Raw genomic sequence first — 15,199 nt, 5'->3', positions numbered from 1 at the left:
AGGCGGCGGCCCTCCCAGGGAAGACCGCCGCCAGAGACTAAACGTTCGTGGGAACGATTAGAAGTTCATGGTGATGCCCGTGAACACGTAGCGACCCAGAACGTCGTACGTACCCGGATAGGCGTTGCCGTTGCAGACCACGCTGGCGCAGGCGTTCGAGGTGACCAGCGGCGGATCCTTGTCCAGCAGGTTGGTCGCGCCCAGGCGCCACGTCAGGTTCTTGCCGAGGTCGGCAGTCAGCGTCAGGTCGAAGTAGTCCATCGCCTTCAGCTTGTCGTCCAGCGAGTTCTGGTTGCGCAGGGCACCCGAAGCGTTGGTGATCAGCGTCGAGGACGGGTTCGAGAACTCAACCGTTGCCGAGGACAGGTGACGCCACTGCAGCGAAAGGCCGACGCCGTTCGACATGGTGTAGGTCACGCGGGCCTTGTGGCGCCACTTGGGCAGCGGGGTGCCGCAAGTCGGGCCGTAGTAACCGGCGCAGTTGTAGGCTTCGGTCAGGCCGTTATCGACGATGTAGTTGTTCAGCCAGGTACCGACGAGGCTGAGCGACACGCGGCCGGCATTGCCGATCTCGGTCGAGTAGTTGCCGTTGAACTCGAAGCCGCGCGTCTTAACACCGCCCACGTTGTGGTAGATGTCTTCGACGTAGCCGCCCGAGGTCAGCCACAGCGAGCCCGAGGGATCGCGGTTCACGAGGTCGCAGGCATCGGTGTTGCCCGAGCCGCAAGCCGCGAGGATCGCGTCCGCGCCGTACTGCTGGATGGCCTGCTTCACCTTGATGTCGAACCAGTCGACGCTGGCGGTCAGGCCAGGGATGAAGCGCGGCTGAAGCACGACGCCAAGGGTCTTGGTGGTCGACTTTTCCGGGTTCAGGTCGGGGTTGCCGCCGATCAGGCCGTTGTACTGGCCGGCCGGGTTGAGCGAGGTACCACCGGTCAGGCCCTGTGCGGCGCAAGCCGGCGAGATGGTGGTCTGGCCCGCGCAGGGGTCGGTCGTGCCGTCAAGCGCGACGATCTGCGGTGCGAACAGCTCCTGGATGTTCGGCACGCGAACCGCGCGGTTGTAGCCGGCGCGCAGACGGATGTCCGAAACCGGGGCAAGATCGACACCCAGCTTGTAGGTGCTGGTGTTGAAGGTACGGCCGTTCGAGATGCTGTAGTGCGAGTAACGATAGCCGCCATTGAAGGACAGGCTCTGGATGAAGCTGTCCTGGATGACCGGGATATCGATTTCGCCGAAGAACTCGGTGACCTTGTAGCTGCCCGAGGTATCGACCGTGGGCGCGCCCTGACCGGTGAGATCGCCGGTGTTGAAGGCGTTGTCGGCCTTCAGTTCCAGCGAGTCGCGGCGGTATTCGACGCCGAGAGCGACGTTGACACCGTCCGAAGCCCAGGGCGACTTGATGCCGTATTCGCCGAGCATGCCGGTGAAGCTGGCGCTGGCGACCTGCTGCGAGGTCTGGCCCTTCATGAAGCCGGTGGCGGTCAGGTAGTCGAGCGAAGCCTGTGAGATGTTGCCGCTGAACACGTCGTAGGGCGAGCAGTTCGGATCCTGACCGGTAACGGTGACGCGGCAAGCCGGGCCGTTGGCGGTCTGGACGACGTCAAGCGCGTTGGCGAGACGGGCAGCCGAGAACTCGTTCGAGTAGACCTGCGTGTAGTTGGTACGGCCATACTGGTAGTAGGCATCGTAGGACCAGGCGTTGCCCAGCTCGCCGCGCGAACCGATGACGGTGCGGAACGCGGTGTGCTGGAGATCGCTCTGGCGAGCACCGCCTTCGACGTTACGACGCAGGAGCTGCATGAACGCCCGGTTGTAGGTCTGGCCGGTGGTTGGGTCGGTGAAGGTCAGCGGCGCCGCACCGGGGTTGGTGTTGTAGTTGGCGCCGGCTGCCAGCGGGAAGTTCCCGAGGTAACCGTTGATCAGGTTGCTCGCCTGGCAGAGTTCGGCGCGCTGGGCAGCCGACATCAGCGGGTTGTCGCAGTTGATCGTCAGCGTGTTGCCGAAGGCACCCGAGGGCGCGATCTGCGCGACGGTGCGGTCATCCATGAACATGAATTCCATGTACGGATGGATGGCCTTGTTGATTTCATAGTCGGCGAAGACGCCGGCCGTGTAACGCTCGTCCGGGCGCTGATAGTAGTTCAGCGGGGCGAAGTTGTAGATGTTCTGGCCGCCCTGCGTGATCGTGCCGGCACCCAGAGCGCCGATCGTCGACGAGCTGGTGTTTTCGGGATCGTAGTACAGGACGTTGCCCGGCGCAGCCGTGGCCGAACCGCCGCAGCTGAAGGTGCCACGTGCGTTCACGCCGATCGAGCACGACGAATAGTCGCGCTTGCGCTGAAGAACCGGGCTGGCACGGCGATAGCCGACATAGGCAGTGGCGTGGCCACGGCCGTCGTCGAAGCTGGTGCCGAAAGCGGCCGTGAGGTCGTACTGGCCGCCATCGGCGCCGCTGCCGCGCGGATAGCGGTAAGCCGGATCGCCTGCACGGGTATCGAGCAGGTCGTCGATGAAGCTGTTGTCGTTCTTATGGGTGTAGAGTCCGTAGTTGGCGTCGATCTTGAAGCCTTCGAACTCGTTGTCCATGACGAAGTTGACGACGCCGGCCACGGCGTCCGCGCCGTAGGTTGCCGAAGCACCACCAGTCAGAACGTCGACGCGCTTCACGAGCGCGGCCGGGATGAAGTTAAGGTCAGCCGCGGACGAGGTGCTGTTCGGGTCGCCCGTCATCAGGCGGCGGCCGTTGATCAGCACGAGGGTGCGCGACGGCCCGAGGCCGCGAAGGTCGACCGTGGCGGTGCCGGTGGCGCCGTTGGCGAGGCCCGAGCTCTGGCCGGCGACGACCTGCGGCAGCGAGTTCAGCAGGTCTTCCGTGCGGGTGGTGCCCTGCAGCTGGATGTCCTGCGACGTTACGGTGGTGATCGGTGCGATCGAAGCCTGGTTCGGCGCGACGATGCGGCTACCGGTAACCACGATGGCTTCGCCGGTCGAGCTGTCGTCAGCGCCCGCGTCCTGTGCGTACGCGCCGCTGCTGAGCATGGCGAAGCCGAGCACCAGAGGTGCCGCACCTGCCTTCAACGCGGTGAGAGTTTGCTTGTTCACTGGTGTGTCCCTTTTTCTAAGACGCCAGTGTGTCCTCTGGCGCCTTGGATACTCCGGCCCGCAACCTTCCCCTGTAAGGATATTTCGCGAGACGGAAGATGCGCTTTCATTACGCAAAGAAGGACTTGCTCAAAGGGCTTTGAAGGTTGCCCCGCAACATTCGCTAACGCTTGTGACAAATCCGCAACAAAGCTGCATTATCCGGGCCGGTCGAGGCGCAAATCCAAGTTGGCCTGTGGAGTAAATTTCTGTTGCATGACGTGATATTGCCGCAACATCATTTCAGGCAAGCCCAGCCTCGGTGACGCAATGCTGCAAGAGCACAGTCCGTGTCCTGTTGCACCAGGACCTCGGCAAGAGCCCTTGCAGCAACCCGGAGCGGCTTGCTACGAAACCGAAACATTCTCGGCCGGGCATGTCGGCCGGCAAAACAGGGGAAAAGGCATTGAGCAAGGCACACCTGTCGGCAGCGACGCTATTACTGCTTTTCTCCCAGACTGCCCTTCCTCCCCTGGCCTTCGCCGCCGACAAGGATGATGCGAAGCAGGAGCCGCCTGCTGCCTTTCGCCAGGTCGTAGCCTGTCGGAACGTGCAGGATTCCGCCGCGCGCCTCGCGTGCTACGACCAGCAGGTCGCCGCTCTGGAACAGGCGGCCACCAAGCGGGAGATCGTGATCGCCGACAAGAAGGCGGTCGAGACAGCCCAGCGCGGACTGTTCGGATTCGCCACACCCGTGGCAAAGCTGATGGGCTTCGGCGGCAATGACGAGGCGGCAACAGAACTCAAGGAAATCACCACCAAGGTCAGCGGCGTGAGCAGGAGCGGTTCCGGCTGGCTGCTCGATTTCGCGGACGGCAGCACCTGGGAACAGAACGACACCCGCGACTTCGTGCTGTCCCCCAAGGTCGGCAACGACGCCACGATCTCGCGTGGGATCCTGGGCACCTTCACCGTTTCCGTCAGAGGTCAACGGCCGATCAAGATGCGCCGGGTGAAATGACCTGAACCCTGCCTGAAACCCCGAAGGCAGGACATTTTTGGCGATGCACCGAAAATGCCATTATTAGCGCCGCATACGACATATTCCAAAAACCATACGCCTATACATTATTGCTTTGTGACAATCTGATCACAACTATCCACATGGACATGTCGGAATACCGTTGAAAATGCGTAGTTCCGCTGTTGCATCTTCGCCACAATGCGCTCCGCAATTCATCCCTTAGGGGTGTTTGCGATTGAAAGCCGGCGCCCTCGGCGCAAGAAATCCCTCCATGGCTTTCGCGTGCCTTCGCGCACAAAGATTGCCGCATCCGGGTGTACGGCAGGTCTGGTCACGCTTCCAGCCGTGCGCACGAAAGCAACAAGGGACACATAAACGTGCAAAACTCTCTGAAGAAGGCTGCGCTGCGTAGCGCTGCCAGCCTGCCCGTATTCGCTCTGGCATTCGCCACGAGCGCTTACGCGCAGGAGCAGGCGCCTGCCGCGACCGAAGAGGCCGACAGCGCCCCCGCGATCGTCGTCACCGGCTCGCGTATCTCCACGCCGAACCTCGAATCGGCCAACCCCGTCGCCATCCTGACCGGCGAACAGGTGTTCAGCAGCGGTAACCTTTCGGTCGGCGACCAGCTGAACGAACTCCCGCAGCTTCGCAGCAGCTTCAGCCAGGCGAACTCCACCGCCTACCTCGGCACCCGCGGCCTCAACCTGCTCGACCTTCGCGGCCTGGGCACCTCGCGCACGCTGGTTCTGGTCAACGGCCGCCGCCACGTCGGCAGCGACGTTCTGGTCAATGCCGTCTCGGTTGACGTCAACACCATTCCGGCCGACCTGATCGAGCGCGTGGACGTGATGACCGGCGGCGCTTCGGCAGTCTACGGTTCCGACGCCATCGCCGGTGTCGTGAACTTCATCCTCAAGGAAGACTACGACGGCATCAGCTTCCGCGCCCAGAACGGCATCTCGAACTACAAGGATGCCGGCAAGCAGTTCGCGTCGGTCGTCGTCGGCAAGAACTTCTCCGAAGGCCGCGGCAACATCACCCTGGCCGCCGAATATTCCCACTCGGATGACTTCTACGCCTCGGGTCGTCCCGGCCTTCGCAACAACCGCGGCTGGGTCCAGACGGATACCGATGCCACCGGCGACGTCGTGAACGGCTCGAACGGCATTCCCGATCGTACCTTCTACAACGACATCCGCTCGGCCACGATCTCGCTCGGCGGCATGGTCGCCGCTTACGGCGCCGGCAACTGCGGCACCGGCGGCAACGGCCGCGCCTTCACCTGCAACTATCTGTTCCAGCCCGACGGCTCGCTCGTCTCGCAGACCGGCGAGCGCATCGGCATCGGCCCGAACGGCAGCTTCCTCGGCGGCAATGGCAACAACAACCGCGAAGGTCGCCTCATGGCCCTTTCGCCGGACCTGAAGCGCTACACCGTCAACCTGACCGGCCACTACGAGATCACGCCAGCTCTCGTGCCGTTCTTCGAAGCGAAGTACAGCCGCACCGACGCGCGCGGCTCGCAGAGCGGTCCGTTCTTCTCTCAGGGTGGTACCACGGGTGACCCGCGCGAGCGCGTTCGCCTCGACAACCCCTACCTGAGCAACGACGCTCGCCAGACGCTGACCAACGCCTTCAACGCTTCGACGGTGAACATCAACAGCGGTGGCGCACTGGACGCCGATGGCCTCGCAGCACAGCGTGCCGCGATCGCCGACGGTTCGTTCCAGTTCAATCTTCGCCGCAACTGGGTCGATTTCGGCGTGCGCGACGAAGAGATCAAGCGCGAGACCTTCCGCATCGTCGGCGGCCTCAAGGGCGATTTCAACGATGACTGGAAGTACGAACTTTCGGTCAACTATGGCCAGCACAAGGAACGCAACCTGATCCGTGGCAACGTCAACGTCCAGCGCTACCTGCTGGCTCTTGACTCCACCACGGATGCGAACGGGAACATCGTCTGCCGCTCGCAGATCGATCCTTCCGCAGCGATTTCCTACGTCAGCGACAACGATCCGCTCCTCGCAGGCGACGTCGCGGCTTGCGTTCCGCTCAATCCGTTCGGCCAGGGTTCGGCTTCGCAGGCTGCGAAGGACTATATCCTCACCAACAGCCTCGCGACCGGCAAGATGACCCAGTGGGACATCCTGGGTTACGTTTCGGGTGACTCGAGCCAGTGGTTCGAACTGCCCGGCGGCCCTGTGGCCTTCTCGGTCGGCGGCGAATATCGCCGTGAAACGGTTCGTTACGACCTCGACGACCTGACCCAGGCAGGCTACGCCTTCTACAATGCGATCCCGTCGTTCACGGCGCCCGCGTTCGAAGTGAAGGAAGTCTACGGCGAAGTCCTGTTCCCGATCCTCAAGGACAAGCCCTTCTTCGAGAACCTGAGCCTGCGTGGCAACGGCCGCATCTCGGACTACAAGGGTTCCGCCGGCACGGTCTATGCATACGGCGGCGAACTGGTGTGGAGCCCCGTTCAGGACGTCACCTTCCGCGGCACGTACTCGCGTTCGGTTCGCGCACCGAACCTGACCGAGCTTTACTCGGCAGCCGGCCAGAACTTCGCTCCGCAGTTCACCGACCCGTGCTCGGCCCGCAACATCAACGACGGAACCACCTATCGCGCGGCCAACTGCGCGGCAGCCGGTATCCCGACCAGCTACGACTACAACTACTCGTCGTCGCTGGAGATCGTCAGCGGTGGCAACCCCGACCTGCGTGAAGAGACTTCGGACTCCTTCACCGTCGGCACCCTGATCCAGCCGCGCTGGGTCCCGGGCCTGTCGATCTCGGTCGACTACTGGAACATCAAGGTCAACAACGTCATCGCCTCGGTCGATGCGCAGACCATTGCCGACCAGTGCTACGACTCGCCCAGCCTCGACAACGTGTTCTGCGGATCGTTCCAGCGTGCTGGTGCGAGCGGTGGACCGCGCGGTGAGCAGCCGTACCAGATCCTTGAAGGTTCGCTGCTGGCGAGCTCGCTCAACTACGCGAAGCTCAAGGTTCGCGGTCTCGACACCCAGATCAACTACGATCATGCGTTCGACTTCGGCCGCCTGTCGCTGACCGCCTACTGGACGCACTACTTCCAGAACGACCAGTTCATGGATCCGACCAACCCGTCCTACAAGGATACTCTGCTCGACGAGCTGAACTATCCTTCGGACGCAATCACCATGAACGCCTCGTTCCAGACCGGCGCCTTCAAGCTGGGCTACCAGATGCGCTGGCTTGGCGGCATGTACCTCAACGAGTATGAGGACTACAATTCGGTCAACGGCGTACCGCCGCAGAACGAAGACTATGCGCCGATCAAGAAGTACCCGGATGTATTCTACCACGACATCCGTGCGTCGTACGACATCGACGACAAGTACACGTTCTATCTTGGCGTCGACAACGTCTTCAACAAGATGCCTCCGTACGGTCTGACCGGTATCGGCGATGGCTCGGGCGTCTACCCGAACATGGGCCGTTACTTCTACACCGGCATCACTGCCAAGTTCTGATCCTTGCGATCATGACTTCTCTGGGGGCGGCGGATTATTCCGCCGCCCCTTTTCTTTGCACTTCGGAGCGGCCAAGAGACACGCCATGACCCAAGCCAGTGAACGCGCCCAGGCTGCGCTCGACAGCGGGCGGCAGCAGGATGCCGTCGCCATTGCCCAGGACGCTGCCGCGGGCGGCGATGGGGAATGCCTTGCCATGCTGGCCCGTTGGCGGCTGATCGGCAGCCCGCTCCCGCGCGACTTGCCGGAAGCACGCCGCCTGCTGCGCGCCGCGACGGTCGCGGGAAGCCAGGACGCCGCGCTGATGGAGGCCGCGCTCACGGCCAATGGCACCGGCGCGCCGCAGGACTGGAGCGGCGCCATGACGATCTTGCGCGAGGCGGCCGAACACCATGGCGGCGCGGCGGCGGACGATCTCGCGCTATTGTCGCGCATGGATATCGATGCCGAGGGCTATCCCGTTTCCCTGCCGGAACCCGAGCGTCTCGGCAGCGGCTATCAGGTCAGGCGCTGGCGCCAGTTCCTGACGCCCGAAGAGTGCGCCCATCTCGCGATGTCGGTGCGCGATCTGCTGGCGCCCTCGATCGTCGCCGATCCGCGCACCGGGCGCGCGATCCCGCACCCGATCCGCACCTCTTCGGCGGCGGTGGTCGGACCGACCCGCGAAACCCTGCCGCTTCAGGCCCTGATGCGCCGCCTTGCCGCCGCGACCGGTACGCGGGTGGAACAGGGCGAGCCGCTCAATGTGCTGCACTACGCCCCGGGGCAGGAGTACCGCGAGCACATGGACACGCTGCCCCATGTATCGAACCAGCGCACCGTGACCGCGCTGATCTACCTCAACACCGGCTATCTCGGCGGCGAGACGCGCTTCCCGCAGCAGAACCTCTCCGTGGCGGGCGGCGGCGGCGACATGGCCGCCTTCGACAATACCCTGCCCGACGGCTCTCCCGACCCCCGCAGCCGCCATGCCGGTGCTCCCGTCCGGCAGGGCGCCAAGTGGGCGGCGACGCGCTGGATCAGGGCGCAGCCCTTCGACGTCTGGAATCCCGCCTGACCACCGCCCGGATATGAAAAGGGCCCCGGCATGACCGAGGCCCTTTCCTGTCTATCGAGGCAGCGAAGTCACGACACCGTGAAAGCCAGCGCGCCGTCGCCGTCGTCGATGTGGACGTGCGAGCCATCCGGCACTTCGCCGGCCAGCAGCTTTTCGGCCAGCGGGTCCTGCAGATAGCGCTGCACCGCGCGCTTCAGAGGCCGCGCGCCGTAGACCGGGTCGTAGCCCACCCGGCCCAGCCAGCGCTTGGCGGCGTCGGTAAGGTCCAGCACGATCTTGCGGTCCTTGAGCAGCTTCTGCACCCGCGCCACCTGGATATCGACGATCGGGCCCATGTGCTCCTGGCCGAGCCGATGGAACAACACGATCTCGTCGAGACGGTTGAGGAACTCGGGCCGGAAATGCCCGCGCACCACTTCCATCACTTGCGGCTCGACCGTGTCGACGTCCTGCCCTTCGTCCAGCTGCGTCAGGTACTGGCTGCCGAGGTTGCTGGTCAGGATGATGAGAGTGTTGGTGAAGTCCACCACCCTGCCCTGCCCGTCGGTAAGGCGCCCGTCGTCGAGCACTTGCAGCAGCACGTTGAACACGTCCGGGTGCGCCTTCTCGACTTCGTCGAAAAGGACGACCTGATAGGGCCTGCGCCGCACGGCTTCGGTCAGCACGCCGCCCTCGTCGTAGCCGACATAGCCCGGAGGCGCGCCGATCAGGCGGGAGACCGCGTGCTTCTCCATGAACTCCGACATGTCGATGCGCACCATCGCGCTGTCGTCGTCGAACAGGAAGCCGGCCAGCGCCTTGGTCAGTTCGGTCTTGCCGACGCCCGTGGGGCCGAGGAACAGGAACGAACCCAAGGGCCGGTTCGGATCCTGAAGGCCCGCACGGGCACGCCGCACCGCCTTGGACACGGCGGAAACCGCGTCCTTCTGTCCGATCACGCGCGCGCCGATCACTTCCTCCATCTTGAGGAGCTTCTCGCGCTCGCCTTCCAGCATCTTGTCCACCGGCACGCCGGTCCAACGGCTGACGACACCGGCGATGTCGTCCTCCGTCACTTCCTCGCGCAGCAAGGCGTTGCCCGCCTGGGCCTGCGCCTCGGCCAGCTTGCGCTCCAGCGAGGGGATCGTGCCGTAGGACAGTTCACCCGCCTTGGCGAGATCGCCGCCGCGCTGTGCCTGCTCCAGCTCCACGCGGGCCGCTTCGAGTTGCTCCTTGATCTTGCCTTCGGCGGCGATCTTGTCGCGCTCGTTCTGCCAGCGGGTGGTCAGCTCGCTTGACTGCTGTTCGAGATTGGCCAGTTCCTCGCGCAGAGCGACCAGCCGATCCCGGGAAGCCTCGTCGGTTTCTTTGGCGAGGGCCATTTCCTCGATCTTAAGCTGGATGATCCGGCGATCGAGCTTCTCGATTTCCTCGGGCTTGCTTTCCACTTCCATGCGGATGCGGCTGGCGGCCTCGTCCATGAGGTCGATCGCCTTGTCCGGCAGGAAGCGGTTGGTGATGTAGCGGTTGGAGAGCGTCGCCGCCGCCACGATGGCGCCGTCGGTGATCCGCACGCCGTGGTGTAGCTCGTATTTCTCCTTGAGCCCGCGCAGGATCGAGATCGTGTCCTCCACGGTCGGCTCGCCCACGAAGACGGGCTGGAAACGGCGCTGGAGCGCGGCGTCCTTCTCGACATACTTCTGGTACTCGTCCAGCGTGGTCGCGCCGATGCAGTGCAGTTCGCCGCGCGCGAGGGCGGGCTTGAGCAGGTTGCCCGCATCCATCGAGCCTTCGGAAGCGCCCGCGCCGATCAGCGTGTGCATCTCGTCGATGAACAGGATGATCTGCCCATCCGCGCCCTTCACTTCGTCGAGCACGGCTTTCAGGCGTTCCTCAAATTCGCCGCGATACTTGGCGCCCGCGATCAGCGCGCCCATGTCGAGCGCCATGAGCTGGCGGTCCTTGAGGCTGTCGGGCACGTCGCCGTTGGCGATGCGCAGCGCCAGGCCTTCGGCGATGGCGGTCTTGCCGACGCCGGGGTCGCCGATGAGCACGGGGTTGTTCTTGGTGCGGCGCGCCAGAATCTGCACGGTGCGGCGAATTTCCTCGTCGCGGCCGATGACCGGATCGAGCTTGCCGTCCTTCGCCGCCTGCGTCAGGTCGCGCGCGTATTTCTTCATCGCGTCATAAGCGTTCTCGGCCGAGGCACTGTCGGCATTACGGCCGCCGCGCAGTTCGCTGATCGCCGCTTCCAGCCCTTGCGGCGTGAGATTGGCAGCCTTGAGCGCCTGTCCGGCCGAGGTGGTAGTCGCCAGCGCCAGTGCCAGCAGCATGCGCTCCACGGTGACGAAGCTGTCGCCCGACTTGGTCGCCAGCTGCTCGGCCTGGTCGAGCACGCGCACGGCATCATTGTCGAGCCCGGGAGCGCCCTGTGCGCCGCTGCCCGAAACGGTGGGCACCTTGGCGAGCGCCTTGTCGACTTCCTGGACCGCGAAGCCCGGATTGCCACCCGCGCGCTGGATGAGTCCCGAGGCCATGCCCTCGCTGTCTTCAAGCAGGGCCTTGAGGATATGGTCGGGGCTGATGCGCTGGTGGTTCATGCGGATCGCAACGGTCTGCGCCGCCTGAAGGAAACCCTTGGCCCGGTCGGTGAACTTTTCGAGATTCATGGTATGAATTGCCTCCTGATCTCGACCATATAGTGTTGCATTTATGCAACACAAGACATGCCGTCGTATTTCTGCGCGATGCGATGAAAAAACGTTGAATCACAAGAGCCGGCAGGCGGCCCGCGACAAAGATGGGTGCGCCGCCGCCAATTGCCACCCCCCTGATTACCCCGAGGCTCGCGGCGTTTTTCATGCAAACGTCGCCGGGGCGTTTATCGCGGCATCCATGGCCCAAGGCGCTTGGCCTCTCGCGGACGAGTTCCTAGCCTTCGTTCCAGAAACCAGGACAACGGGAAGAGGCAGGAAAAGTGGCGAAATTCACTCCCCAGCAGGCCGCGGACGTGCTTGCGATCAAGCAGGTCGTCTACGAATGGGGCGACGAGCTGGACATTCACAACGGCCTGGAGATGCGCAAGGCAGACGTGCTGGCCGAGGACGTCGCCTACAATGTCGGCGGCGCCTGGCGCGAAGGACTGGCTGCCGTGGAAGAGTTCTACGACGGGCGCGCCGAAGCGATGCGGGCGGGCGCCGGTTTGATGACGATGCGCCACATCATTACCTCGCTGCGGGTTTCCTTCGGAGATGCCGATCACGCGAAAGTGGGCTATCTGCTGGTATTCTTCGCCGCGCTGGGCGACGGACCTTTCGACACATACTGCGATCCGCTCGCCGTGGCCGATGTGACGATGGAATGCCGCCGCGATACCGATGGCGAATGGCGCATCTCGCGCTTCGATTCGGGGCAGATCTTCAAGCGGGGCTAGAGAACCCGTCGTCCCGGACGTGATCCGGGACCGCTGGCCTTGCCGAACCCAACTCCCGGCAAGGCGCCGCCTCATGCGCCCTGCCTCATCCGTGGTGCCTAAAGAATTGCCAGCGGTCCCGGATCAAGTCCGGGACGACGTTGCGCCAAAGCCTCCCCGTTTGCCGCTGGTCCTTGCCAAACAACGTGCTAGACCTTGCGTCATGCGACTTGCTTCCCGTTCCAGCGCCATCGCGCTCGCCGCCGCCCTGCTCGTTTCCGCCTGCGCCGCCGCCCCGACGGCGCCGGTCGCCTCGGCGCCCGCCGCGCCTGCCGGAAAGGACGCTCCGGCCCCTGCCTCACCCGCCGAACTCGTCGCCAAGGTGGACATTCCCTACGAAAAGTTCGTGCTGGCCAACGGCCTCACCACGATCGTCCATACCGACCGCAAGGCGCCGATCGTCGGCGTCACCGCCTACTACAAGGTCGGCTCCAAGAACGAGCCGCGCGGCAAGACCGGCTTTGCGCATCTATACGAGCACTTGTTCTTCGGCGGCTCGGCCAATGTGCCGGACTTCGACATTCCGCTGGAAGCCGCGGGCTCCACCCCCACCAACGGCTCCACATGGTACGACCGCACCAACTATGTCGAGACCGTGCCCACCGGTGCGCTCGACGTGGCGCTGTTCATGGAGAGCGACCGCATGGGCCACCTGCTGCCCGCGGTGACGCAGGACAAGCTCGACAAGCAGCGGGGCGTCGTCCAGAACGAAAAGCGCCAGGGCGACAACCAGCCCTACGGCCTTTTCGAATATGCGCAGAGCGACGGCCTGCTGCCGGTGGGCCATCCCTATCGCCACTCCACGATCGGCTCGATGGCCGATCTCGACGCCGCCACCCTCACCGACGTGCGCAAGTGGTTCACCGACCACTACGGCCCGAACAATGTCGTGCTGGTGCTTTCGGGCGACATCGATGCCGCCACGGCGCGTCCCAAGGTGGAAAAGTGGTTCGGTGACATTCCGCGCGGGCCGGACATCAAGCCCGTGGCCGCCGATCCGGTAACGCTTTCCGCGCCCGTGAAGCGCGAGATCGCCGATCAGGTGCCGGTCCTGCGCCTGACCCGCAACTGGACCGGCCCCGGCCTCAACGATGCGGACACCCCCGCGCTCCAGATCGGCATGCACATCCTGGGCGGCCTCGCAAGTTCGCGGCTCGACAACGAGCTGGTGCGCGGCCAGCAGCTGGCCGTCGCAGTGACCGCCTCGGCGCAAGTGTTCCAGCAGCTCGGCCTGCTCAACATGGCGATGGACGTGAAGCCCGGCGTGGACCGCGCCAAGGCCGACGCTGCCTTCGACAAGGTACTGACCGACTATCTGCGCGACGGCCCCACCGAGGACGAAGTGCGCCGCGCCGTGGTCAGCACGCTTTCCGGCGAAATCGGGGGGCTTGAGCGCGTCGGCGGCTTCAGCGGCAAGGGCGCGACCCTTGCCGAGGGCCAGGTCTATTCGGACGATCCGGCCAAGTACAAGCAGGACCTCGCCCGCATGGCCGCGCTGACGCCTGCCGAGATCAAGGCGGCCATGAACAAGTGGCTCTCCCGCCCGGTCTACGCGCTCGACGTCGTGCCGGGAGAGCGCAAGGAAAGCGGCGATGCCATGGGCGGCTGGGGTGACGAGGCCCAGAAACCGGCGCCGCGCCCCGATCCCAAGACCAAAGTTGCCGCCGTCCCCGCCGGTCCCGCGCGCGAGATGCCGCCGCTCGGCCAGATCGGCGCGCTGACTTTCCCGGCCATCGAGCGCGCGACCCTGTCCAACGGCATCGAGGTCGCCCTCGCCCGCCGCAGCGCCGTGCCCAAGGTGGTCCTCTCGCTCGATTTCGATGCGGGCTACGCCGCCGATGCGCTCGATACCCCCGGCACGCAGGGCCTGATGCTGGCCATGCTCGACCAAGGCACTTCGAAGCTGGACGCCACGGGGATCGCAGAGGCACAGGAGCGTCTCGGCGCCAGGATCTCGGTGGACGGCTCGCTCGATACCAGCAGCGTCACGCTTTCGGCGCTTTCGGCTAATCTCGCGCCCTCGCTCGATCTCATGGCGCAGATCGTGCGTGACCCTGCCTTTGCGCCTGCGGAAGTGGCCCGCGTCAAGACTCAGGCGGAAGCTGAACTGGCGCAGGCGCTCTCCACTCCCAGTGCGCTGGCTGCCCGCTCGCTCGGCGCGGAGCTCTTCGGCGCGCATCCTTATGCCCAGCCCAGCGACGGCCTCGGCAATGCCGCCTCGCTTGCCGCGCTGACGCCGGAGCAGCTCAAGGCCGCCCATGCCAAGTGGCTGCGCCCTGACCTCGCGCGGATCACCGTGGTGGGCGACGTCACCATGGCCGAACTGAAGCCGATGCTGGAGCGCGCCTTCGGCCAGTGGCAGGCGCCCGCCTTGCCCAGGCCGGTGAAATCGATTGATTCCGCCCTCCCCGCTGCGGGCGCCAGCCGCATCGTCCTGATCGACCGCCCCAACTCGCCCCAGTCGGTGATCATGGCCGGCCGCGTCCTGCCCATGACCGGCAAGACCCCCGACACCGAAGCCCTGCAACTCGCCAACGACGTGATGGGCGGCGGGTTCCTCTCGCGCCTCAACAAGGACCTGCGCGAGGAAAAGGGCTGGAGCTACGGCGTGCGCAGCGGCGTCGCCCAGCCGGTCGGCCCGCGCTCGCTGCAAGTGGCGGCCCCTGTCCAGTCGGACAAGACGGGTGAGGCGATCAAGGCGATCATCGCCGACATGGGTGCCTTCCCCGCCAGCAAGCCGGTGACCGCCGAGGAACTCCAGCGCGTGACCGAAGGCGCGATTCGCCAGCTTCCCAACCAGTTCGAAACGGGCGCCGCCGTGCAGGCCGCGATCCGCAAGAACGATCGCCTCGGCCGCCCTGAGGACTACTACGTAGGCCTTGCCGCCAAGTATCGCACCATCGACGCCGCCGCGATCGGCAGCGCCGCCGCGCAGTACCTCCAGCCGAAGGGCCTCACGTTCGTGGTCGTGGGCGACCGCAAGGTGGTGGAACCGCAACTCAAGGGCCTGGGCATCCCCGTCGAAGTGCGTCAGGCACCGGCGGCGCCCCAGGGTCAGGAATAAGAAG

Annotated in this window: 7 protein-coding genes; 5 read left to right on the top strand and 2 right to left on the bottom strand. The window is 64.8% G+C overall.

Going from position 1 to position 15,199, the window contains the following annotated elements; all coding sequences use genetic code 11:
• Nucleotides 1-57: 57 nt before the first annotated feature.
• Entirely contained in the window at nucleotides 58-3,105 is a 3,048-nt protein-coding gene (locus NTCA1_RS01075) for a TonB-dependent receptor domain-containing protein (protein WP_236549027.1), read from the bottom strand.
• A gap of 415 nt (nucleotides 3,106-3,520) precedes the next feature.
• Here NTCA1_RS01075 and NTCA1_RS01070 point away from each other — a divergent pair, with 415 nt between their 5' ends.
• From NTCA1_RS01070 to NTCA1_RS01060, 3 genes are all read left to right on the top strand, one after another.
• Complete coding sequence (locus NTCA1_RS01070; protein WP_159827417.1) at nucleotides 3,521-4,105, top strand: hypothetical protein; 585 nt, start codon at nucleotides 3,521-3,523, stop codon at nucleotides 4,103-4,105.
• A 380-nt stretch (nucleotides 4,106-4,485) separates the two neighbouring features.
• Nucleotides 4,486-7,623, top strand: a complete 3,138-nt coding sequence (locus tag NTCA1_RS01065) for a TonB-dependent receptor domain-containing protein (RefSeq protein ID WP_236549026.1) — start codon at nucleotides 4,486-4,488, stop codon at nucleotides 7,621-7,623.
• 85 nt (nucleotides 7,624-7,708) lie between these two features.
• The gene (locus tag NTCA1_RS01060; RefSeq protein ID WP_086492060.1) at nucleotides 7,709-8,680 is read left to right on the top strand and encodes a 2OG-Fe(II) oxygenase; all 972 of its coding nucleotides are present in this window, start codon (nucleotides 7,709-7,711) and stop codon (nucleotides 8,678-8,680) included.
• Nucleotides 8,681-8,748: 68 nt separating this feature from the next.
• Here the strand turns inward: NTCA1_RS01060 and clpB are convergent, their stop codons facing one another.
• On the bottom strand, nucleotides 8,749-11,328 hold the full coding sequence (gene clpB / locus NTCA1_RS01055; RefSeq protein WP_159827414.1) for an ATP-dependent chaperone ClpB: 2,580 nt from the start codon (nucleotides 11,326-11,328) through the stop codon (nucleotides 8,749-8,751).
• A 308-nt stretch (nucleotides 11,329-11,636) separates the two neighbouring features.
• On the opposite strand from clpB, the gene NTCA1_RS01050 reads away from it, so the two are divergent.
• Both NTCA1_RS01050 and NTCA1_RS01045 read left to right on the top strand, forming a co-directional pair.
• Nucleotides 11,637-12,092 carry a nuclear transport factor 2 family protein gene (locus tag NTCA1_RS01050; RefSeq protein WP_159827411.1) on the top strand — a complete coding sequence of 152 codons (456 nt, stop codon included), beginning with the start codon at nucleotides 11,637-11,639 and terminating at the stop codon, nucleotides 12,090-12,092.
• Between the two features lie 202 nt (nucleotides 12,093-12,294).
• Complete coding sequence (locus tag NTCA1_RS01045; protein WP_159827408.1) at nucleotides 12,295-15,195, top strand: pitrilysin family protein; 2,901 nt, start codon at nucleotides 12,295-12,297, stop codon at nucleotides 15,193-15,195.
• Nucleotides 15,196-15,199 lie beyond the last annotated feature (4 nt).

Source organism: Novosphingobium sp. TCA1 (assembly GCF_009811895.1).
In the GTDB taxonomy this organism is placed as follows: domain Bacteria; phylum Pseudomonadota; class Alphaproteobacteria; order Sphingomonadales; family Sphingomonadaceae; genus Novosphingobium; species Novosphingobium panipatense_A.
Note: the sequence above shows the minus strand (reverse complement) of the source record. Positions and strands in the feature narration are given on the sequence as shown.